Raw genomic sequence first — 24,211 nt, forward strand, 5'->3', positions numbered from 1 at the left:
GTATGATAAATTAATTTCAAGAATTATCCATAAAAATTGGAAATTCTATACATTACAAACAACTTACCAACTATAAGAATATTAAACATTACAAGGATTTTTAAAACATGAAGAGAAATTATTATATTTTAGGTACTCTTTTATGTGGTATGAGCTTAGCAACACATGCCGACTCATTACGAATAAGTGCCACGGAGTTTGCAAAAGATCCAGCCAAAGTAAGCGCATTACAAAAGGGTTTGGAAAAAATGCGAGCAAATAATAATGCTCCCCTTTTATCAGCGGAGTTTCGTACAAGCTTTAATTACTGGGCCAATACCCATGGCTATTTTGGTACAGGTACACATGCAACAGACAAAGATTATTATGTTAATCAATACCGTATGCCGCAGTGTTTAGAGATATATAGTAAAGCAGTATGTGACAGTTATTATAAGCATATTCAAAATTCTACAGTTCCAAATGATGGCTTTACCGATGAAGTTTGGGGTACATGCCAACATGGCAATCTAAATTTCTTACCTTGGCACCGTATGATGCTTTATTTTTATGAGCGAACAGTACGTAAATATGTTGGGCAAGATTACTCTCTTCCTTATTGGGACTATTACCAAGAAAAAGCTGCTAATGGTAAAGGCTTAGCACTCCCTCAATTGGTTCGTGGTAAACAGGCTGGTACTTTATATGACCAATTCCGTACACCGGGTTTAAATACAAATATCAGCGCCATAGATCCAGATAATGCCAGCGCTGCTCAAGCATTTAAATGGGATAATTTCACAGACTTCTCTAACCAATTACAGTCTCAACCCCATGGTGTAATGCACTGTGCAGTCGGTAAAAACTGTGTACTACCGGATATGGGATTTGTACCTATTGCAGGCTTAGACCCCGTATTTTATATGCACCATGCAAATATCGACCGCTTATGGCAGTGTTGGTTAAATAAAAAAGCCAATGGGCAACCCATTACGCTTGAATGGGCCAAGAAAAATTTAGGTATGCCAGATAGTTGGTATGACACCCGATATACTTTTGCAGATGAAAACGGCAACAAAGTTACCATGACCATTGCTGATGTATTCACCCCCGGTAAAATCCCAGTACGATATACCAATGAAAATGCTTGTAAAGTTGAAGCTACTGTCATGAGTAGTAAAGGTGCTGAAAAAGCAAACCTATTTAAAATGAATCATAAACCAGTCAGCAGTAATAAAAGCATTAAGCTTATGGGTGTAACTCAAAAAGTAGCCTTAGCCCCTCAAACTGCAAGTTTCCTAGAGAACTCAAGTCAACTTACTCAAACAAAGCTCTCATCAGGACAAACCTATTTGATCTTAGATAATGTCCAAATGATTGGTAATCCAAATCTAACTTATAAGATTTATCTATCTCCAAAAAATAAACCTGACCAAAAAATTTATGTTGCCACAATTAACTACTTCGGTGTGTTAGACCATGACCACGGCGGACATCCGGGTCATATTGGTCAATTGGTCTATCAAGTTAGTGATCAAGTTAAGCAATTAGGCATGGCTGCTGAGGACTTAGAAGTTCAGTTTGTTGCTACTGATTTAACACTTGATCAAGTGAAGGAAAAAGTAAGCTCTCAAGGCTTGAGTATTTCTCAAGTTCGCTTAGAAACTACAAAATAATAATTAAGGAGAGGCCTGATTTTTCAGGCCTATATTCATTATGAAAATAACTCATTTAATATTATGCACGCCTCTAACTTTGGTTTCCGGATATGCGTCGGCGAATGATTCTTCTGAACGCGTACTAGAAGACCCACCCCATATGAATGTTACGCGTAAACACGTCGCTTTACTCGCCGTACCCAACCCAACGACTGCATCAACAAATGCACCGCAAATGCAATCTTCAAATGAAGCCTTATTTACTTGGGAACTTAAAAAAACTAAAAATAAACTCTGGAACCCAGCCACAAAAAGTTACGACACAGTCATTTTACGAAGTTACCAAGGCACAGATACTCAGCCCAATACCCCGTATATTGCACCGACCATTGAAGTCTTTCCCGGTGAAACCGTACGGGCAAATCTAGATAATCAACTGGATATAGACCCGATTACTCACCAGAAACCCACTAAGGATTTAAGCTGTACCAGTGATCATACTGATGTGAATAAACCACATTGTTTTGATGGTACGAACATGCACACTCATGGTTTATGGATTAACCCGGCGGGAAATAGTGATAACGTTTTAGTTTCAATTAATCCGGGTGTTAATTTCCAATATGAATACAATATACCGCCTGACCATCCGACCGGAACGTTTTGGTATCATCCGCATCGACATGGTTCGACCGCAATTCAAGTCGCGAGTGGTATGGCGGGAGCTTTAGTTATACGCGGATATCGACAGCCTACCCCAAATAAGACAGGTGATCTCGATTTACTCACTTATGGTTTCAAAGAAAGAACGCTAGTTTTTCAGCAAATCCAATATGCTTGCTATGATGCTAACGGAAATATCGAAACTGATAGCAATGGCAGCTATATTTGCCCAAACAATCAAATTGGTGAAATTAGAGATTATCAGGGCTTTGGCCCCGGTGAATGGGGAAAATCAGGACGCTATACGAGCATTAATGGTGAAGTTCAACCTTTCATTACCCAAGCTGTAGCTGGGCAAGTCGAACGTTGGAGAATAGTCCATGCAGGTATACGCGACAGTATTAACTTGAGCATTCGCCAAATGCAAAATATTCCTTCCCGACTCGATTTAACACCAACGGGTGAAAAGAAATTATTAAGTGAAAGCTGTACAGGACCAATTGTAAGTCAGCACCTTATTGCAGCAGATGGCTTAACCCTCAAACAGGTTATGGACAAAACAGTCAACGTTTTTCAACCGGGTTACCGCTACGATGCATTAATGCAATTTCCTCAAGAAGGTCGTTATTGCTTAATTGATGAAGCAGCTTCCGCTTCTGCTAACGTGGACCGTGCATTTTCAGAGAAACATTTACTGGGTATTATTCAAGTCGATAAAGCCACTTCAGCACCTCGGTCTTTAACAATGGCGTTAAGCAATAATGCAAAACAAAATATTGCGCCAGATATGCTTCCCGCGGTACTTCAAGATTTACAGCAAAATCTAAAACTTAGCCATTTTGTTCCTCATCAGGACTTACCAGCTACGCCGTATAAACAATTTTTAGAATTTAATATTGATACAAATGCTGATCCAGTTCAGTTTCAGGTCAATGGAAAACCCTATCAACCAGACCGAATTGATCGTACGCTCGAGTTAGGTAAAACCGATGAATGGATACTTACCTCTAAATTAGCCAGCCATCCTTTCCACATTCACGTAAATCCTTTTCAGGTCGTAGCCGTGTATGACCCTAATGGAAAAGATGTCAGTGATATCAACGCCGTTGATGACTACGACAAATCGACTACTCCTGATCCACAATACCGTGGTCTCAAAGGTACATGGAAAGACACCATCTGGGTTAAAAATGTAAAAGGAGCCAGTTATAAAGTCGTTGTCAGAACCAAGTACGAACGCTACATCGGTGACTTTGTATTGCACTGTCATATTTTAGATCATGAAGATCAAGGCATGATGCAAAACATTCGAATTAGCCTTCCAGATGGAAATGGTGGCATCACACAAGGACATCATTAATCCTAAGATTTTATCTTTAAACCTAATGAAAAGGCCGCTTCGCGCGGTCTTAGCTTTATCAGTTTTATGTAGAGCTCTTATTTTCTTGATAATTGATATGTTTTAAAAATAAATCGACAGCATATTCAACCCAAACACTAATTTGTTGGTCTGATATTAAATACTCAGGATGAGTTAAACATTTTAGATGAGCATCACTTCTTAACAGTGATAAAAAGATATTCGCCGCAACTTCCGAAGAAGACGTTAATTTAATTTCTCCTTGTTGAACAAATTTATCAAGATAACCCGCAATCATATTTGCCAACCGTTGTGGCCCCACTTCAAAGAATTTTTCAGATAACTCAGGAAACCTTACTGCTTCTGCAATACAAACCCTAAAAAATGCCAAACCTGAATGCGACAAAATAAAACACAGATAGGTTTTCCCAATTTCGGTTAAAGCTGAACGTAAATTTTTAGCTTTTGTCTCGACCGACATAATTTGTTTTTGCATGTCGGAACATTGACGTTCAATGACCGCAGCAAACATTGCTTCTTTATTTTTAAAACAACCGTACATAGTAGCTTTTGAAACGCCAGCTTCTTTTTGAATCATATCTGTCGTTGTGCCACTAAAACCGTGGATGAGAAAAAACTTTGTTGCTGCATCCAGAATTTTTTGATCTTTCTCATTGGCTTTAATGCAATCTGACATACGAACCTACAAACATATTTAGCAATTTCATGATTAGTGTAACTCATCGAAAAGTTCAAAATCGAGAATTGACGTAAATTTAATAAGATAGTAGAGTACCGATCGGTACAGTTGAGCTCAATAACTGCTCTATGCAATGAGTTCATTTTAAAATTTAAGGTAAAAGATGAATATACGACCACTCATCGGTTTGGCGGGCGCAATATTTGCAGCAATGACCGTCGAATTTAATAACCGAATTACCAGCATTACCTTGGTCGATATTCGCGGTGCAATGGGCATTAGTGTCGACTCAGGTTATTGGGTCAGCAGTATTTATGCCAGTACCATGATTATTGGAATGATTCTGTCTACCAGTTGGGCCGTTATTTTTTCCATGCGTAGAGTTCTTCTTTTTGCCATTGGACTTTGCCTCGTCTCTAGCGTTTTAATTCCTTTTAGTCCCAATATTGAAATATTTTATTTATTACGCGGCTTACAAGGTCTCGCCAATGGTTTAACCATTCCTTTACTCATGGCCTGTGCACTTAGATTTCTAGGGCCAGAAATCCGTTTATGGGGTTTGGCCTGCTATGCGCTAACAGCAACTTTCTTTCCCAACTTAAGTGCTGCACTCTCTGCTTTTTATTTAGATGTGATTGGTTGGAAAATGATATTTTTCCAGACCATTCCTTTTTGTGCATTAAGTGCTGCGCTGGTTTACTTTGGTATTCCGCAAGATCCGTTAAATTATTCAAGAATAAAAACTTACGATTGGACTGGCGCGATTTTAGCCATTATTGGCTTGGCAAGCTTAAGTACCATGCTTTTACATGGCAATCATTTGGACTGGTTCCATTCAAAATTGATTTGCGTTTTGGCTTTAATCAGTGCCATTACCCTACCTTTATTTTTAATACATGAATGGCGCTATCCAACGCCATTAATTAAACCGCAAATGCTCGAAATACGAAATTTTGCCTACGCTGTTATTGCCCTGTTTTGCTTTGTGATTATTGGTATGTCAACCAGCACATTACCGCTCAACTACTTAAGCGCTGTACATGGTTATAAGCCAACTCAAACCATGTGGATTGGCTTACAAATTGCGGCTCTGCAATTTATCTATATTCCGATTGTCATTAAGGTTTTAAACCAAGCTTGTGTCGACAGCCGTTATGTGCATGGGTTTGGTCTACTTCTGGTGATGGCTGGTTGCTTAGGTGCAAGCCAACTCGATACCACTTGGAATCAAGATCAGTTTTACTTTTGGCATGCTATTTCATGTTTAGGCCAAACCTGTGTAGTGCTGTCATTGCTCATGATGGGTACAAACAGTGTCCATCCTACTATGGCAATTTATGCATCACCAATGATTAATACTCCGCGTGCCATTAGCGGTGTACTAGGTGTCTGCATATTGGATTGGGTCAATCGCGTACGCGGTGAATACCATTCAACACGTCTTATTGAAAATACCGCCCAACATGTTTTTCAAAATATTCAAGGTCCTGTTATTAATCCTCTTACCCCGCCTGTGCTGAGTGCAGATGGTACAGAACGTGTTTCAGGCGGTTTATCTGCCTTAAATTCTGCCATTCAGGCACAGCAGTCTGTGCTGGTCATTAGCGACCAATATCTGATTTTAGCTGGTCTTACCGCAATTTTATTTATCGTTATGCTGATTTTGCCAGTTAGAACTTATCCACCACGCATTGCTCTCATTAAGTTAATGAATAGTCATAACTCAGGAAAATCTTTATGAGTACTCTCGAAGCCCAAGATCACTCCACGACCGAGTCACCTAAGTTAACAAAGGTGCAATATCTAAAAAAGCACTGGGTTATGGTTATTGCATTTATTATCGTTCTAGCCTCTATTTTATGGATTTTAAAACTCATATTTTTACCGTCTTCAGTGGTTAAAACTGACGATGCACGGGTGGATGTCGAGTACTCAACCATTGCTCCTAAAGTGTCGGGCAATATCGAAGAAATTTATATTAAAGACCACCAAACCGTAAAAAAAGGCCAGCTTTTGGCGCATATTGACCCACGCGATTATCAAGCAGCTTTAGCTGAGGCAGAATCTAATTATGCCAAAGCGCAAGCCGACCTAAATGAAGCAATGCTAGCGGTAGAAAGGCAGCCCACTGTTATTCGAGAAACCGAAGCACAGCTTAGAAAAGTTGAAGCCGGAATTAAACTTACCAAAGATAATACCGCGCGTTATGAACAGTTACAGGCACTTGGTGCTGAGTCTAGATTGATTACGCAGCAGTCAAAAACTACGTTAACCGAGCAATATGCGGACTTAGACAGCAGTAAAGAAAAAGTCACTGATGCGCAATATCAGCTCAACCAATATAAAATTCAGGTTCAAGCCAAACAAGCTGCTTTGAAACAAGCTCAAGCGGCACTTGATAAAGCAAAACTGAATCTGAGCTATACAGAAGTTCGAGCGCCTATTGATGGCATGATTGGGCAAAAGTCTGCAAATGTAGGCAACTTTATTGGCGCAGGTAATCCACTCATGGTGGTTGTACCTTTAGATCAGGTTTATGTAGAAGCAAACTTCCGTGAAATTGAGTTAAAACAAATAAAAATTGGACAGCCTGTCACTGTGTATGTCGATGCTTATAATGTTGAGTTAAAAGGTGTAGTAGATAGTTTCTCTCCTTCTACTGGCGCATTTTTCTCGCCAATTTCAGCAACGAATGCGACAGGTAACTTTACCAAGATCGTTCAGCGTCTACCTTTAAGAATCAAGCTCATTGAAAATCAACCGGATATTAAGTTGTTGCGCCCTGGTCTATCTGTTGTAGTTTCTGTAGATACCACTAAAAAGTAAATTTGAGGATGCTGGGATAATTAAGTAAAAAGAGACCATTCAATGGTCTCTTTTTAGTTTCTACATGCTAGAACGCAACTATTTAATGAATAAATGCATTTGAAGCCATTAAATCTTCTAACGTATAGTGCTTACCAGTAAGTAGAATTAATTCTTGTGAATGATAGGTGGATTGATTAGAGCCATCTCTATCTACAGACAAAACTACGCCAGCCTGCGTATCTTTTACCGTTATAAAATCTTGAAGGCTTCCATTGTCATTTATAAGCAATTGTGACAAATCAAGTTTATCATTCTCTGCAAGATTAAAATCCATCCACTCCCCATTACTATTACCACCTAAATTATCACTGTTATCAAGAACTTTGAAAATTAAAGTGTCTGCGCCTGCATTTAAAGTATATGAATATGTTTGGTTGGCTGTAGCTGTATCAATTACATCATTACCAACCGTACCCACTACTGTTTTAGCAATATGTTGTTCTATTTGCACTTTACCCCAAGTAGTTCCATCGTCAAATACAATCGATGATAATTGCTCCTCTCCAAAATGAATGGTGGCAGTTGAATCACTAAATGAAATAATTCTGTCGGTACTGGCTTGCTTTAATATAATTTCATCAGGTGAAACTGATTTGAGGTAAAGTGTATTTTGTTCGTTTATATTATCTAGGATATGAACATAACTATTTGAACCTAGCAATTTCTTATCCACAATATATGTGTCATTACCAGCTTCACCAATTAATCCAGTATATACATTCGGAGATTTACCACCATAAATCAGCGTGTCATTACCAGAACCACCGTATAAATGATCAGAACCTGTATTCGATATTAATGTGTCGTCGCCACTACTACCATACAAGTAGTCATCTTGGATTCCGCCCTGAATCGTATCATTACCATCTAGACCATAAATTACAGAATAATTAGCATCTGCCTGTAAATGATCTTCTCCGTTGGTTCCTAATAATTTACTGGCGATATTGGCTTCAATTTGCACTTTATCCCAAGTAGTTCCATCATCAAATACAATCGATGATAATTGCCCTTCTCCAAAATGAATGGTGGCAGTTGAATCACTAAATGAAATAATTCTATCGGTACTGGCTTGCTTTAATATAATTTCATCGGGTGAAACTGATTTGAGGTAAAGTGTATTTTGTTCATTTATATTATCTAGGATATGAACATAACTATTTGAACCTAGTAATTTCTTATCCACAATATATGTGTCATTTCCAGCTTCGCCAATTAATCCAGTATATACATTCGGAGAGTTACCGCCATAAATCAGCGTGTCATTACCAGAACCACCGTATAAATGATCAGAACCTGTATTCGATATTAATGTGTCGTCGCCACTACCACCATATAAGTAGTCATCTTGAATTCCGCCCTGAATCGTATCATTACCATCTAGACCATAAATTACAGAATAATTAGCATCTGCCTGTAAATGATCTTCTCCGTTGGTTCCTAATAATTTACTGGCGATATTGGCTTCAATTTGCACTTTATCCCAAGTAGTTCCATCATCAAATACAATCGATGATAATTGCCCTTCTCCAAAATGAATGGTGGCAGTTGAATCACTAAATGAAATAATTCTATCGGTACTGGCTTGCTTTAATATAATTTCATCGGGTGAAACTGATTTGAGGTAAAGTGTATTTTGTTCATTTATATTATCTAGGATATGAACATAACTATTTGAACCTAGTAATTTCTTATCCACAATATATGTGTCATTTCCAGCTTCGCCAATTAATCCAGTATATACATTCGGAGAGTTACCGCCATAAATCAGCGTGTCATTACCAGAACCACCGTATAAATGATCAGAACCTGTATTCGATATTAATGTGTCGTTTCCATCACCACCATATAGGTAGTCATCTCCAGTAGATCCTTTAATCAGTTGGATAACTACTGGATTTATGGGCTTGTAAGTTCCTGATCCAATAGCGATTACTGTTGTAAATGGATGCGAACTATTACCAGCCAGATCAGTAGCAATTACCCTATATTCTGCATTTAACCAATCAAATTTTCCTTCAATACTTACCGGAATCCAAGTACCATTAACATTTTGTTCGACGGTATAACTATCACTTGGTGCATTAAAAACAACTTTACCTGTCTCATTATCATAACTAAATAAATTAGAAAGAACTGGTGCTGTTGTATCAGGTGCAATTACTAATTTTTCTGAACTCACATTACCTTTAGCATCTATAGCAGTTACTTTTAAAAGCTCTCCGTCCCGATAAGCTGTCTTTAAAATTATAATATAAGCACCTAATCCATTGGCTAAACTCGTTCCCACAATGTCACCTGTAGCATTTTTAACTATTACAGTTGCATTCGGTTCAGTTTGGCCCTCTACTAAATTACCAGTAATGATTGGTGTATCGAGTGTTGGGGCTGTTGTATCCAACGCAATAATATTCTTTGGTGGAGTCACATTTCCTGTTTGATCAGAAGCTATTACGTTAAAACTTTCACCATTTGTATACGTTTTATCTAAACTAATAGAATAATTTCCTTCTGCATCAGCAGTGGTTACTCCAACAGTTTTTTTATCATAGTGATCTATTTCTAAAGTATTTACTATTATATCTTGAGTTATATTTACATTTACAGAACTAGACATTGAACTCGAATAATATAATGTCAAAGAATATGGTCCTGTTGTAAATTCAATGTCGTGCGCTAAATCGATATTGTAACTACCATTACCAGGTTGAGAAATGTGGCCAAACATACTTGTATTTAAGCCATTACCAGAAAGAATTGAGCGATAGCCTATAGAATTGTGATCAGTTGACCAATTTAGATTTAAAGAAACATGTACATTTGTGCCTGTAATGTCGAAGTAATATGTCTTCGATAAATCAGTTGCTTGTACTGTCTCATTCAAAACAGACTGTGTTTCTAAAACTGTTGCTGCTTTATATACCGCTGTAACGTATTCTACAGTAACCTTTGCACCTGCCTCGGTTACGCCTGTAACCACGTTACCTGAAGCGTCCATGCTTGCAGTTAAATTTGAAGGTGCAGTTGTATCAGGAACAATAAGTATTGTAGGTTCTGTAGTGTTACCTGCTTTGTCCGATGCAGTTGCACTTAAGCTTTCACCATTTAAATAAGCTTGATCTAAAGTAACCAAGTATTTACCTGTGGCATCTGCTACAGTGCTACCAACCACTTTTCCTGCTATGTCTTTTACTGTAACGCTAGCATTCGCTTCGGTTGTACCCGTAATGACTTTACCCGTAGTATCAATTGCTACAGTTAAACTTGATGGGGCTGTCGTATCAGGAGCAATAAAATCTTGTTTAACAGTACCGTTACCTGCAGCATCTTGAGCAGAAATTTTTAGTACTTCACCATTCGTATAGGCTTTATCTAAATTAATTGAAAAAGTGCCATCTGTACCAGCTTTTGCGGAACCAATCACTTGCCCACTTGCATTTTCAACTATAACAGTTGCCCCTGATTCGGTTAGACCAGTTACAGTTTTACCATCATGAGATAATAGGTGCGTTAAACTTGATGGGGGAGCATGATCAGCAGATGCTGAACTATCACTACTACTACCTCCACCTGATGCTGCAACAGCAATACCACCACCAAGAGCGATTGCTGCACCGCCCCATAACATTCCTTGCGAATGTAATACGCTCTTTTCTTTTAAAATGTCTCCCTTATCAACTTCCTTATCAACTTCAGAATTATTTTCTACTTGTTGAGTAGAAACTTGTTCTACCCATGGAATATTTGAAGTAACACTATATGAGTCAGCTTGAATAATTTCGCCATTTTTAAGAGTTATTTCAACACCATTGCCTATATCTTTAACGCTTTTAACTGAGTTAGCATCTAAAGTTATTTTTTGACCATTTTTAATAAAAGTAAATATATTTTGCATTTTTCTAAAGACCTCTTATAGCGCAAAAAATTTACCACAAAAAATAATAAAATATATAAAAATTCATAATATTAATTTTATTAATTGATATAATTTTCCTATTAATCCCATGAAGCACAAGTATTGCAACTTAATTATAATTTTCATTAACGTTTTCGTCATAAAAACAAAGCCACTCTTTAAAGTGGCTGTGATTATCCTAAAAACTATATCGACCTAATAAGTTGATTCGAGATAACTTTCCTTCTAAATCTGAAAAAGTTTCTCTCTTACCGTAGGTGTACTCAACACCAAGATCGACTTTCTCTACAGGCGTCCAAAATAAATTGACGCTTGCATTGATTAGCCTTTTATTTTGATCAGGGTTATTTTCTGAAAAATTTGAATCTTTATAGACAAGACTACCAGCAGACAAAGAAGAGCGTAAATTTTCATTCCATTTACGCATATACCCTAACTCGACAGAATCAAATTCACTTAAATACATTTGATTTTGATCAAAGTAGAACGCGTCATTATCTTTTGAATAAAGCATATAACGATTATCACCCGCTATGTGGTAGTAATTAAACACAACTGAGTCATTTTCAGAAAGCTTATACTTTGTGCCTAATCCAGCACCCCAAGCAAGTTTAGTTTGCTCTTCATTCGTGTCAGAAACTGCTCGATTTTCATGAAGCATGCCATGCAATTGAACCAAAAAATCTGGATTTTTAAATTCATATCGCATGGTTAATGCAGGAAGACGACTTCCACCTTCTACATTTTTATTTTCAACATCACCACCTTCCAAAGCGACTAATAATTTTTGTTTGGCATCAACGAAGTGCTGATAACGGATTTGGATATTACGCTGAGTTCCTGTGCCCATTGCACCTGTAAAATCAACCAAACTTGGCGCTGTATCACTATTCACAAAAGGTGAAGTCGTCTGACCAATTAGCCAATTTCCTAGTGAAATATAAGCGTGTCTAACCCGAACCGAACCATTCCCGTTATCTCCACCACTTCCCATGAAATCGGCTTCTAACTTTCCAACTAAATCTCCCTTCGAGGTCGGCTTAACGATATCCACCCCTACACGTGAAGTCGCGGCAGAAACATTTAATGATTTACTTGTTGAGTTTGAATTATCTAATGGTATTGACCCTGTTTTATTCGCAATAGTACGGGTTGAACCTTCAAAATCATACGCAGCATCAACACGTATATTTCCATAAAATTTAATTTTAGTCTGATCAGCCGAAACAGGTTTGTCAGTATTTGATGTTTTGCTTTGACTCAATTCAGGTGCTTTATTCAATCCGTTATTTTGATTTAAGTTCTGCTGCTCCATCAGATAATCTATTTGCTGTTGTAATTTAATTATTTTTTCATTTAGCGCTGAGTTATCTTGGCTTTCAGCTTTGGCTTGCTGCAGAGTCATACCCATTAATAACGATAAATAAATAATCCCTTTATGTTTCATGTCCTTTTCCTTTAGACGAAATCACATAGACCGAATTGAAATTTCCTATTTTTTCAATCAGTAAAATAATGATTATTGAATTAACTTTAGATAGGCTAACGAAGCTCAATCATTGACTTCGCTAGTTCCCTTCCTGTTTGAATAGCTTTGAATGACCTTATTCCGGTAATTCACATCCCTTTTGTTTTAAGCTGTTAATCACCCAACTACGATCATTTTCACCTACGGCGATTTGCTCTAATTGCTTTTGTTCAGCGGCATGTTTGGCGCTTGCTTTCAGATAAACTTCTTCAACTTCCGCATATGGCACGCTTAAAAGCCCATCTTCATCCCCTAAAATCAAGTCTCCAGGTTCAATTACCATTCCATTGATTGCGATAGGGACATTAATTTCCCCCGGTCCGTCTTTATAAGGTCCTCGATGTGAAATTCCTGCTGCAAAAAGTGGAAATTCACCCTCTCCAATTACAACTGAATCACGAATAGCACCATTAATAACAATGCCGGCTATACCTTTCTTAATGGCATAAGCAACCATCATCTCTCCAATTAATGCATTGGTTAGATCGCCACCCGCATCAACCACAATGACATCTCCCGCTTGGGCAATATCAATAGCGTAGTGCAACATCAAGTTGTCACCCGGACGCGCCTTAACTGTAATGGCTGGTCCACAAAGATATCCCTTTTTATGCATTGGTCTTAATTGAGCCCCACCTGAAGTCATTCGATTCATTGAGTCACTGACATTAGCGACTGGTAGATCTCGATATTGTTCAATCCATTTCTGCTCAACTTTTCTGTCGTTTTTTAGCACTCTAAAACCAATTGCCATAATTTTTCCCTTACATCAGTTTTCTTGTGCAAATTAATATGACAGCATTTTTTTGAAATGTCATTTCATTTTTAAATTAAATTTAATTAAAATTTACTCAATTTTTAAAATTATTTTTTCTATTGACTAATTTTTTGAAATGTCGTTTTAATAATATAAACCACTAAGGACGTATTTTGTTCAAAATACTTAAATGGAGTGCAAGCCAAAAATGAAACGTAAAGTTCTTATCACGGGACCAACATTAACTTCAGATGCGTTACTGTATGCTCAATCCCATGATATTCAGTTGATTCCAACTGAACCCTACATGGCAAAAGATGAAATGGAAAAACTCATCCATGATGAACAACCTGATGCAATCATTGTTCGAACAGGCAAACTTTCTAGGGATATGATTTTTGCTTCTGATAATTTAAAAGTGATTGCAAAACATGGCGTTGGGTTTGACACAATCGACACTCAGGCTGCTGCTGAAAGAAAAATTCCTGTCACTATTGCTGTAGGTGCAAATGCACAATCTGTTGCCGAACACGCTTTTGCCCTTATGTTTAATGTTGCTCGACAAGTCACATGGTTAGACCAACGGATCCGAGAAGGTCATTGGGACAAAGCAAGTGCAAATGGTGTGGAGCTATATGGCAAAACGCTGGGATTAATTGGTTTAGGAGCAATCGGCAGCATACTCATGAAGTTAGTCGCTCCGTTAAATATGAAAGTAAAAGTATACGATCCGTTTCTACAAAATTTGCCAGAGCTAGATTATGTAGAACAAGAGCATGACTTTGAAAAACTTTTAGAAAACAGTGACATTATTAGCTTACATTGTCCGCTTACAGCAGAGAATAGACACTTATTTTCTTACCCTCAATTTGAAAAGATGAAACGCTCAAGCATCTTAATTAATACAGCACGTGGTGAATTAATTGATCAAGCTGCATTAGTTGATGCACTTAAAAATAATAAAATTGCTGGTGCAGGTCTGGATACTTTTCCTTCAGAACCGCCAGAAAAAGATAACCCATTATGGGAATTACCTAACTTAGTTGTTACTCCTCACATAGGAGCAAACACAACAGATTCACGTAATCGTGTCGGTCTATTAGCACTCGAACAAATCGTGAGTATTTGGAATGGTCAACTACTAAACCCACGAGCTATCGCTAACTGGAAGTTACTCAATAGTTAATCATGGAACTCAATTGTTTCTAAGCTTTTAGATGCAAGAACAATTAAAATATTGAATATAAAAAAGGATTTTTTTTATGTCTACAGAATACTCTCAACCGAGTGCGATTGAACGTGAAACGATGCGCAAGGTAGCGTGGCGATTACTGCCTTTTTTAACAATTTGTTATGTCATCGCTATTATTGATCGTGGCAATATTGGTATGGCTTCATTACAAATGAATGAAGACCTTGGATTAACAGCTACTGCTTTTGGTTTTGCCAGTAGCTTATTTTTCTTTGCATATTTTCTATTTGAAGTACCCAGCAACCTCGCCATGCAAAAATTTGGAGCAAAAGTATGGATTGCCCGAATTATGGTGACGTGGGGGGTAATATCATCCGCAACCGCATTCGTTGAAAGCTCCACATCGTTATATATTATGCGGTTCTTACTCGGCGCTGCCGAAGCAGGTTTTTTCCCTGGTGTAATTTTATATTTAACCTATTGGTTACCTGCCAATTATAGAGCCAGAATGGTGGCAATATTCATGGTGGCAATTCCGGGTGCAAACTTTCTAGGTTCACCATTATCTGGTTTTTTATTATCCCTAGATGGGTGGATGGGCATGCGTGGATGGCATTGGCTATTTATTTTAGAAGGTATTCCTGCGGTTTTACTGGGTATCGCTTGTCTGTTTGTTCTCACTGATCGACCAGAACAAGCAAAATGGCTCAATAACGAGCAAAAAGCTTGGTTAGTTGAAAGACTACAGTTTGAACGCCAACAAAAAACGCCAATTGGTCATATTTCACTATGGCAACTTTTAAAGAATAAATATATTTGGACTATGATCATTATCTATTCTGGTGCTTCTGCTGCTGGTAGTACGATGAGTGTTTGGGCACCACAATTAATTAAGTCATTCGGTTTGAGTAATGTAGAAATTGGTCTAGTCAATGCAATTCCTTATGGCATCGCTTCTATTGCCATGATTCTTTGGGGTCGCAGCTCAGATCGTAAAAATGAACGCCTTTGGCACACAGCAATCGCTCTATTGATGATCACAATTGGTTTATTAATTGCTTTGTTCACGTCTTCACTTATTGGCACAATCTTTTTACTCAGTATCGTTTTAATTGGTGCTTATTCTGCAAAAGGTCCTTTCTGGGCTTTGGCATCTTCATGGATGTCACCGACTACAACGGCGGCAGGTCTAGCAGCAATTGGCGCATGTGCCAACCTGATTGGTGGCGGCATGATGGTGAATATCTATGGCGCAATTCATGATGCAACAGGAAGTCATGCTATCGCCTTACTTCCACTTGCAGCCTTAAATCTTGTGTCAGCTATCATGGTTTTTATTATGTCTAGAAAGAAAGCTGTGTTGTTTAACCAGCCACAAAGTACTTCATAAATAGCATAAATAAAAAAGGGGGCTAACTCATTAGCCCCTTTTTTTATATTTACAATATTAGAATTAATTACGAATACTCTTACCGCCCAAACTCTTCGTTAAATCATCTGCAATTTTGAAGAAAAAATCACTTACAGACTTTGCAATTTCTAAAGTAAAACGGCTCGATGGACCTGAAACAACCAATGCTCCAACTACATCATTTTGCGCATCAAATACAGGCAATGCCATTGAAGCCGCATGCGGTTCTGTTACACCCGTTGAATAAAAAGGTTCAGTTCTAGATAAAATTTGTTCATGGGTAGATCGTAAGGCTTGAGCGCCTGCAGCCCCATCCATTGGTCGAACTTCACCTGGCTGAATATGAACGCGTAATCGATGAGTAGAATTGATACGATATTGGCAAAGGCGATATGCGCCATGCTTAACGTAAAATGAAGCCGTCTCACCAATTTCATCTACAAGTTGCTGTAAACAAGGCACGACGTGTCTTTCTAAGTCTAATGCATCTTGATAAATTGTGTTTAAACGCATGACTTCACTAGCAAGCGTATATCTGCCATCAGAAAGACGGTTAACAAAACCAAAATCTTCTAGCGAAACGATTAAGCGCATGATAGTTGCTTTATTTAATTCTGTTCGTTCAGCGAGTTCTGCTAGGGTTAAAGATTTATCACCTATTCTAAAAGCAGTTAACAAAGTTAAAAGGCGATCAGCCGATGCATTTCCGCTTGTTGCTGGGTGAGGTTTAATTTTAACCATGTTTTTCCTACAATATTTGTATCAATTTTAAATGTATTGAAGTTGGTTTTTAACTTTACCATATTTCTTATATTTTAATTCTATCTCTCATCAAGCGACTTCTCTCATTTATGAGTATGCTTAAAATATTAAGTATGGTCTGCTTGTAACTAACAATGAGACCTATATCAATTTCAATATTAAGTCTGTATTACCCTTCTACTTTTGTATCCTGACTACTTGAATAAATAAAATATAAAGCAATCCCTAAGCAAATTAGCGCCCCTAATCGATACAATGAAAAAGGAAGCGTTTCATTGCCGAACCAGCCAAAGTTATCAATCAATATACTCATCAAAAGTTGCCCAAAAATCACAGCCACAGTAGCAACCGCAGCCCCAATTCTTTGTACAGCCAGTACCATAATGACAATATAAGGTACGCCACACATAGCCCCTAATAACTGCCATTTAGGAACATCTAACAAGGTTAAGGTTTGTTTAGGTTCAAAATAAAAAATAAGCAGCGCTGTAATTAGAGCACCGACCGAGAAAGTCAAAAAAGCACTACGAAATACACCTACTTTTGCTCCAAGTTGACCATTAATTGCGGCCTGTACACTCAGCAAAGCACCACCAATCACAGCGAGAAGAATCATTAAAATTGTCATGCAGGTCTCCTATGCTTTTGCGACAAGTACAAGTGCAGCAACAATAAAGATGAGTGCCAAAATTTGTTTACGGTCTACCTTTCGGCGCGGAGTTCCCAGTAAACCATAGTGGTCAATAATCAGACTTTTAGATACCTGTCCCGCTAAAATGCCAATCATGGTCATGGCAATACCGATAATTGGAGTCGTAATGGTCAAAATAATGACGTAAGCAGGACCAAGAACACCACCGAGTAATTGCCAAGATGGAAGTGTAAAAAATGAAGGACTATTACGTGGACTAAAAAACAGCATGAGTAAAAAGGTAAGTGCTGCACCCACACCAAAAATACTAAAGGTGGCCCATAACTCACCCACCTCCTTTCCTAACGGCCCCAAAAGCCCTGCTTCGACCGATAGCCCCATTCCCCCTAAAATGGTTAGGAGTAGTAATAGAATTTGCATCTACATTGCCTCATCTGTATCTAGGCAACGAATACTAAGGTAGCCAATTCATCAGAAAAACAGCATAATTCATGAATCACTTTTGCAGAAATTGCACAAATGGATTTAACAAATTCGATTGATATCCGCACGCTTCGCTTCTTTATTAGTGTTTACAATGCTCAAAACTTCTCGAATGTAGCACGTAAAGAAGATGTGTCTGCCTCCATGATTTCTCGAACCATTCAACAACTTGAAGATGCGTTGGGGCAACAACTTTTCTACCGAAATACGCGAGCAATCACGCCAACCGAATCGGGCAAATTATTTTTTGAATATGCCAAAAAAATTACCGAACAATTCGATGAAGCCCAAAAGGCTTTACAAGATAAAACCATAGAGCCATCGGGACTCGTCCGAATTAATGCCCCTGTGTTTTTTGGACAACGGCATATTGCGCCGTGGCTGGCAGGATTGTCAGAGCGTTATCCAAGACTTTTAATAGAATTGATTCAAACCGATGAATTTATAGATCCATTACGCGAAAGCACAGATTTAATATTCCGAATTGGAACGCTGACTGATTCATCATTTCATGCACGTATTTTTGCTACACAAAAGTATCATTTAGCGGCGTCTCCTCAGTATGTTGCCAAATACGGTACGCTTGATCAGCCTAAAGAACTTAATCAACACAAGTGCCTAGTCTATAAAGGCTTTGAAGGGCCTAACCGCTGGTTAGTGAGAAAGCCTACTGAAGAATGGGTACATTATCCAATTACTCCCTTACTTTCATCGAATAATGCCGAGAGCTTAATGACAGCCGCGCTTCATGGCATGGGGATTGTTTTATTTCCTGACTGGCTGATTGGCGAAGCATTAAAACAGGGTCACTTAATAAAACTTTTACCTGAATATGAAGTCGCGATTAAATCCCAGCCACAACATATTGCAGCCATTTATCCAAATGTCCGCCATCCACCCTTAAATATTCGAGTGGTGATAGATTATTTTGCTGAAGTCTATGGAGACACACCGTATTGGCAGAATTAAATTTTTCTTTTAATCATCATTTATAAAGACAAAAACACCCTGATTCCAACAATCAAATAAACACTGAAATCAGGTATCACCGTTAGATACTAATTAATCGCTATCTCATAATGAAAATTATCGGCCAAACCATAAGACTCACGGTATTCGACTGCCACACCTTCAAGGTTTTTTGCAATACGGCATACCTTAACCAAAGGATCTTCAAGCTTATTATTTAAATGGCTATCTTTAATATTTTTCTCGAAAGTTAACCGTTCTGTTGCAGAAGAAATAAATTGGCCACAGTGCTGATAATAAAAAGGATAAAGTAGATTCCCAAACTCAGCGATTGGAATTTCTTCCAGATTTTTAAACAAATGCTCAGGCAGCCAGATTCTTTCGCTTAACACAACGACTTCTTCATGCTTACGTACACGCTCGATATAAAGCAACTTTTCGTTAGGACCAATCCCTAACTCTACATTGACTTCGGGTATGGCATCACAGACTTCTACTGTTTTAATTTGTCCTTGTGGCTGAATGAACTCTCCTTTTTTATTACGCAATCTAAAAAAACGAATAAGTGAGTTTTCAAAGTTAGGTTGCTTAAGGAAAGTACCTTTGCCTTGCTGTTTAACTAACAAACCGTCTTCGACTAGTCCTTCTACAGCCTTTCTCACGGTTCCTACCGATACGCTATACATTTGCGCAAGTTCTTGTTCACTTGGAATAGGCTCTTCAACTGTCCATTTTGACTGAATCAGTAGTTTTTGAAGTTCCCAACGGACCTTTTCATATCTTGGCAATTTAAAATTTTTAAATGCAGTCTCATCAAGCATTTGCGTTAAACATTATGAAATCGATTTGACAATATTAGCATAGTTCTGTGTAATACAAAAAAGCAAACATATATATGTTTAGATGTTTATATATTTATCAAGGAAGATAATATGACCGCATTGATGCTGATAGCTTTAGCTGTATCTATAGGCTTAGGTTATAAAACAAAAATCAATATCGGATTTTTTACGATAGCGTTTGCCTACCTGATTGGTTGCTTTGGCATGGGTCTTAAACCTTCCGAAGTTATTGAATTATGGCCTGTCAAAATTTTCTTTATTATTTTATCCGTTACTTTGTTTTATAACTTTGCTTTGGCAAATGGTGCTTTAGAGAAGCTTGCCAGCCATCTTTTATATAAATGCCGTAAGTTTCCTCAGTTTTTACCTTTAGCGATTTTTTTCGCAGCAACCATTATTGCTGGCCTAGGAGCTGGTTTTTATACAGTACTAGCCTTTATGGCACCCATTACACTGCTGCTGTGTAAAAAAACCAATATGAATATGATTATTGGTGGGATGGCTGCAAATTACGGCGCTTTAGCTGGCGCAAACTTTATGACATCGCAAAGTGGCATTATTTTCCGAAGCTTAATGGAAAATACTGGCATTAGCTCACAAACAGCTTTTTCATATAGCAGTGGAATTTTTGTCTTAACTTTAATTATTCCAATTGCGGTGTTGGGAATTTATACCCTTTGGAATAGAAAAAGTAATTCAATTGTAATTGAAGATCAAAAGCCTGAGCCATTCGACAAAAAACAGAAACAATCAATTTTCCTTATAGTTTTAATGATGTCGATTGTTTTAGTTTTTCCAATCTTGCATCTTGTTTTTCCCGACGTAAAAACGATTAGCTTTTTAAACTCCAAAATTGATATTGCCTTCCTTGCCATTACCTTCTCCCTCATTAGTTTACTTATGAAACTTGCCGATGAGAAAAAGGTCATTGCACTTGTGCCTTGGGGAACACTGATCATGATTTGCGGTGTCGGTATGCTCATCGCATTAGGGGTGAAACTTGGCATTATTACTACCCTATCTGAATGGTTAGCAAACAATGTTCCTGTGTGGGTCATTCCAGTACTTTTATGTCTGATCAGTGCCATTATGTCTGTATTTTCAAGCACTCTAGGCGTGGTTGCTCCTACCTTATTCCCCATTGTTCCGGCGCTTGCACTTAGCTCTGGCCTAAACCCACTAGTGCTGTTCATTTGTATTGTGGTTGGCGCTCAGTCTACAGCGATTTCTCCTTTCTCGTCTGGCGGTAGTCTCATTATGGCTTCAGCACCAGCAGATATCGACAAAACCAAATTCTTTAATCAACTGTTATTTAAAGCAATTCCTGTAGGAGTCATTGCCGCTTTAATCGCTATTTTCGCTTTAAAATTTGTAATGTGAGATGAAAATGAACTGTATAGATACACATGCACATGTTTTTTCGACACAGGACCACAGTATCGAAACAGCACGTTATGCACCTGATTATGATGCAACTGTACAAAGTTTTATCTCTCATCTTGATGAACATAATTTCACGCATGGTGTTTTGGTTCAACCCAGCTTTTTGGGTACCAATAACAAAGCGATGTTAAATGCAATTCAGCAATACCCTGAGCGTTTAAAAGGGATCGCCGTTGTTCAACATACCACGGCTTTTGATGAGCTAGTGAATCTTAAAGTACAAGGCATCGTTGGTGTTCGCTTAAATCTATTTGGTCTTAGCCCTCCTGCGCTAAATACGCCTGACTGGCAAAAATTTTTACGTAATGTGGAAAGCCTCAACTGGCAAGTTGAGTTACACGCACCGCCAAAATATCTGGTTCAGCTTTTACCACAATTAGATGAATACAACTTTGATGTGGTGATTGACCATTTTGGTCGCGTTGACCGCATTAAAGGGATTAATGATCCAGATTATCAAAAGTTTTTAAGCTTGCTTAATGTCAAGCAGCACTGGATTAAAGTGTCTGGTTTCTATCGTTTGGGTACTGCTCCAAACAACATAAATACTGCCCAACAAGCCTATAACATTTTAAAAGACAAAGGTTTTTTACATAAGCTTGTTTGGGGAAGTGACTGGCCCCATACCCAACATGAATCATATATGACTTATGAAGACGCGATTCATGCCTTTAAACAGATTGTGTTTGATAAACACGAGCAATGTTTAATTTTAAATCAAAACCCTACCGAGCTGTTTGGTTTCTCACGTACATAAGGAGTATGTATGAAAAATGATATCTCTATATCGGAAGTAGAAAAGTCAACCATCCGTAAACTTTCTTTTCGTATTCTTCCCTTCCTCATTCTTTGTTATTTCATCGCTTATATTGATCGGGTGAATATTGGATTCGCCGCTTTAACCATGAATCAAGAAATTAGTTTAACTGCTACCGCCTTTGGTTTTGGTGCGACATTATTTTTTATTGCATATGTCATATTTGAAATTCCAAGTAACATGGCCATGGAAAAGCTAGGTGCACGTATCTGGATTGCCAGAATCATGATTACTTGGGGTATTGTCGGTTGCTGTACTGCATTTATTACTGGCCCTATTTCATATGCAATTTCACGGTTTTTACTCGGCGCTGCCGAAGCTGGATTTTTCCCAGGCGTATTACTGTATTTAACGTTATGGTTCCCTAAACGATATATGGCCCGAATTGTTGCCGTATTTATGGTGGCTATTCCTTTATCTAATTTTATTGGTTCACCATTATCTGCCTTACTGTTAGGCTTGCATGGTTTACTGGGCTTAAGTGGATGGCAAGTGCTTTTAATTTTTGAGGCATTACCTGCAATTTTGCTTGGTCTATTGTGTTTAGTTTGGCTTCCAAATAACCCGAATCATGTTAAATGGTTAAGTTCCGAACAAAGAGAATGGCTGTCGAGTACTTTGACTTTTGAAAAAAACCAGCAGTTAAATACCGAGAAACAAGACAGTGCCGAGCAGAAAAAGAGTAAGTTTAAGCTTCTGATTACCAATAAATATTTATGGTTCTTTGCGATTATTTATGCAGGAAGTTCAGCAACCAGCAATATTTTATCATTATGGATGCCTCAGATTTTAAAGGCCTTTCATTTAACAGCCATGCAAACTGGTCTGTTAAATATGATTCCGTTTGGTTTAGCTGCCGCTTTCATGATTGTTTGGGGTGTACATGCCGATAAGAGTGGTAATAAGAGCCTTAACACAGCTATTCCATTGTTTGTGACGAGTTTCGGTTTGTTCCTTACTATTTTTACTTCATCTTTAACCTTGAGCTTACTTCTATTCTCACTTGTTTTGATGGGTAACTATGCCATTAAAGGTCCTTTCTGGGCTTTGGTTTCTGAGCGCTTACCGCCTACTTTAGTGGCGGTAGGTATTGCAGCGGTGAATACCATTGCGCATGTGGGTACTGGGCTTATGAACTCTATTATGGGCATAGTGAAAGATTACTCGGGTAGCTTCCCTGTTTCTCTTTTACCTCTCTGCATTCTGACATTTATTGGCGCCGTGATTGCGTTGTATTTAGGAAGAAAACCGACTTTACCGAAAGCACAGAAGGTCCAAAAAGTGGTTTAGCTTTTAGAAATAAAAAATTTAATCAAAAGAGACCCATTAATGGTCTCTTTTTTATTTATAACAAATATATAGACGCTAAGATGGATCAATATTTTCCTATTTTTATATGAAAACTATAAGTTTTTCTGTCTTTACTCCAACAAAAAAGCCCATCTTCCGATGAGCTTTTTATTTAATTATGGCTATTAATATGTATTAAACTTTAAATTCTGCTATTACAAAGTTTTTTACTATTTCATCAAAATTTGGTTTCAGAAGAGTTGGCTTGCTATCTTTTATAGTTTTATACCAATAACTCGCTGCAACTCCCATGCTAATCAGAGCTAACAATTTCATTGCTCACCTCACTTATTGGGAAGAGTGGAATTCAAATTAACATCCATGTTTGTAGCGTTCCAATTCGTTTTAGAGAGGTTTCTGTATATATTTTAAGCAATGTGTAATAAATAAGCCTACAACTTTGAGAGCCTTCTTTAACGCCAATAATAGTGCAATTTCCTTAGATTTCGATTTAGCATTTACTCTATATAGAATGAAATTCTCAATAAAGATAAAAAAAGAATCTTCTAGAATAATGAAATATTTGATTATTCTTACCTCTACAAACGCATAAAACTTATTTTAAATATTAGAAGATCACTTTTTATTTGTTACTGGTCTTATGAAATCTATTATGGGTATAGTGAAAGATTACTCAGGTAGCTTCCCTTTATCTCGTGTACCGTTATTCATTATGATATTTGTTGGTACCGTGATTGCGTTGTATTTAAGAATAAAATAAACTTTACCCAAAGTACAAAATGTTCAAAAAATGGTTTAAGTTTTCATTAAAAAAAGAGACCAATTTAAGGTCTCTTTTTTTAATGAAAATCTTTACTTTTTCATATTATGAACATGTTAGATATTATATTTAGCATATTC

Annotated in this window: 19 protein-coding genes; 10 read left to right on the forward strand and 9 right to left on the reverse strand. The window is 37.7% G+C overall.

The annotated features are described in order from the left end of the window. Positions 1-107: 107 nt before the first annotated feature. Both ACH63V_RS15605 and ACH63V_RS15610 read left to right on the forward strand, forming a co-directional pair. Positions 108-1,655 (forward strand): tyrosinase family protein, encoded by a 1,548-nt coding sequence (locus ACH63V_RS15605; protein WP_396463985.1) that lies wholly within the window; start codon positions 108-110, stop codon positions 1,653-1,655. Between the two features lie 40 nt (positions 1,656-1,695). Continuing rightward, positions 1,696-3,660, forward strand: a complete 1,965-nt coding sequence (locus ACH63V_RS15610) for a multicopper oxidase family protein (RefSeq protein ID WP_396463986.1) — start codon at positions 1,696-1,698, stop codon at positions 3,658-3,660. 64 nt (positions 3,661-3,724) lie between these two features. Here ACH63V_RS15610 and ACH63V_RS15615 read toward each other — a convergent pair whose 3' ends face one another. Next, positions 3,725-4,357, reverse strand: coding sequence for a TetR/AcrR family transcriptional regulator (locus tag ACH63V_RS15615; protein WP_396463987.1), 633 nt, complete (start codon positions 4,355-4,357; stop codon positions 3,725-3,727). 166 nt (positions 4,358-4,523) lie between these two features. On the opposite strand from ACH63V_RS15615, the gene ACH63V_RS15620 reads away from it, so the two are divergent. Further along, positions 4,524-6,101, forward strand: a complete 1,578-nt coding sequence (locus ACH63V_RS15620) for an MFS transporter (protein ID WP_396463988.1) — start codon at positions 4,524-4,526, stop codon at positions 6,099-6,101. Continuing rightward, the gene (locus ACH63V_RS15625; RefSeq protein WP_396463989.1) at positions 6,098-7,186 is read left to right on the forward strand and encodes an HlyD family secretion protein; all 1,089 of its coding nucleotides are present in this window, start codon (positions 6,098-6,100) and stop codon (positions 7,184-7,186) included. Before ACH63V_RS15620 ends, ACH63V_RS15625 begins: the two co-directional genes overlap by 4 nt. 82 nt (positions 7,187-7,268) lie before the next feature. On the opposite strand, the gene ACH63V_RS15630 is transcribed toward ACH63V_RS15625, so the two are convergent. The 3 genes from ACH63V_RS15630 to ACH63V_RS15640 all read right to left on the reverse strand — a co-directional run bounded on the left by ACH63V_RS15630 (position 7,269) and on the right by ACH63V_RS15640 (position 13,426). Further along, positions 7,269-11,123 carry an Ig-like domain-containing protein gene (locus tag ACH63V_RS15630; RefSeq protein WP_396463990.1) on the reverse strand — a complete coding sequence of 1,285 codons (3,855 nt, stop codon included), beginning with the start codon at positions 11,121-11,123 and terminating at the stop codon, positions 7,269-7,271. A 199-nt stretch (positions 11,124-11,322) separates the two neighbouring features. Next, on the reverse strand, positions 11,323-12,591 hold the full coding sequence (locus ACH63V_RS15635; RefSeq protein ID WP_396463991.1) for a DcaP family trimeric outer membrane transporter: 1,269 nt from the start codon (positions 12,589-12,591) through the stop codon (positions 11,323-11,325). Positions 12,592-12,748: 157 nt separating this feature from the next. Next, positions 12,749-13,426, reverse strand: a complete 678-nt coding sequence (locus ACH63V_RS15640; RefSeq protein ID WP_002050859.1) for an RraA family protein — start codon at positions 13,424-13,426, stop codon at positions 12,749-12,751. Positions 13,427-13,619: 193 nt separating this feature from the next. On the opposite strand from ACH63V_RS15640, the gene ACH63V_RS15645 reads away from it, so the two are divergent. Both ACH63V_RS15645 and ACH63V_RS15650 read left to right on the forward strand, forming a co-directional pair. After that, a complete protein-coding gene (locus ACH63V_RS15645; RefSeq protein ID WP_396463992.1) occupies positions 13,620-14,615 on the forward strand; it encodes a hydroxyacid dehydrogenase in 996 nt (331 codons plus the stop codon). Positions 14,616-14,691: 76 nt separating this feature from the next. Next, on the forward strand, positions 14,692-16,011 hold the full coding sequence (locus ACH63V_RS15650) for an MFS transporter (protein ID WP_396463993.1): 1,320 nt from the start codon (positions 14,692-14,694) through the stop codon (positions 16,009-16,011). 63 nt (positions 16,012-16,074) lie between these two features. Here ACH63V_RS15650 and ACH63V_RS15655 read toward each other — a convergent pair whose 3' ends face one another. From ACH63V_RS15655 to ACH63V_RS15665, 3 genes are all read right to left on the reverse strand, one after another. Continuing rightward, positions 16,075-16,773, reverse strand: a complete 699-nt coding sequence (locus tag ACH63V_RS15655) for an IclR family transcriptional regulator (protein ID WP_002050824.1) — start codon at positions 16,771-16,773, stop codon at positions 16,075-16,077. A 190-nt stretch (positions 16,774-16,963) separates the two neighbouring features. Further along, a complete protein-coding gene (locus ACH63V_RS15660; protein WP_396463994.1) occupies positions 16,964-17,422 on the reverse strand; it encodes a DMT family transporter in 459 nt (152 codons plus the stop codon). A gap of 9 nt (positions 17,423-17,431) precedes the next feature. After that, positions 17,432-17,866, reverse strand: coding sequence for a DMT family transporter (locus ACH63V_RS15665; RefSeq protein ID WP_396463995.1), 435 nt, complete (start codon positions 17,864-17,866; stop codon positions 17,432-17,434). A 99-nt stretch (positions 17,867-17,965) separates the two neighbouring features. Here ACH63V_RS15665 and ACH63V_RS15670 point away from each other — a divergent pair, with 99 nt between their 5' ends. After that, complete coding sequence (locus ACH63V_RS15670) at positions 17,966-18,898, forward strand: LysR substrate-binding domain-containing protein (protein ID WP_396463996.1); 933 nt, start codon at positions 17,966-17,968, stop codon at positions 18,896-18,898. A gap of 89 nt (positions 18,899-18,987) precedes the next feature. Here ACH63V_RS15670 and ACH63V_RS15675 read toward each other — a convergent pair whose 3' ends face one another. After that, positions 18,988-19,719, reverse strand: a complete 732-nt coding sequence (locus ACH63V_RS15675) for a GntR family transcriptional regulator (RefSeq protein ID WP_396463997.1) — start codon at positions 19,717-19,719, stop codon at positions 18,988-18,990. Positions 19,720-19,830: 111 nt separating this feature from the next. On the opposite strand from ACH63V_RS15675, the gene ACH63V_RS15680 reads away from it, so the two are divergent. From ACH63V_RS15680 to ACH63V_RS15690, 3 genes are read left to right on the forward strand one after another with little or no spacing between them, the layout of a single operon-like run. Beyond that, positions 19,831-21,120: an SLC13 family permease gene (locus ACH63V_RS15680; RefSeq protein ID WP_396463998.1), complete on the forward strand. Its 1,290-nt coding sequence runs from the start codon at positions 19,831-19,833 to the stop codon at positions 21,118-21,120. 7 nt (positions 21,121-21,127) lie between these two features. Next, a complete protein-coding gene (locus ACH63V_RS15685; RefSeq protein WP_396463999.1) occupies positions 21,128-21,940 on the forward strand; it encodes an amidohydrolase family protein in 813 nt (270 codons plus the stop codon). Positions 21,941-21,949: 9 nt separating this feature from the next. Beyond that, positions 21,950-23,290, forward strand: coding sequence for an MFS transporter (locus tag ACH63V_RS15690; protein ID WP_396464000.1), 1,341 nt, complete (start codon positions 21,950-21,952; stop codon positions 23,288-23,290). Between the two features lie 195 nt (positions 23,291-23,485). On the opposite strand, the gene ACH63V_RS15695 is transcribed toward ACH63V_RS15690, so the two are convergent. Further along, positions 23,486-23,626: a hypothetical protein gene (locus tag ACH63V_RS15695; protein WP_016654037.1), complete on the reverse strand. Its 141-nt coding sequence runs from the start codon at positions 23,624-23,626 to the stop codon at positions 23,486-23,488. Positions 23,627-24,211: the final 585 nt, after the last annotated feature.

It is taken from the genome of Acinetobacter sp. ABJ-A23_2 (assembly GCF_044538765.1).
Lineage (GTDB): Bacteria > Pseudomonadota > Gammaproteobacteria > Pseudomonadales > Moraxellaceae > Acinetobacter > Acinetobacter nosocomialis_A.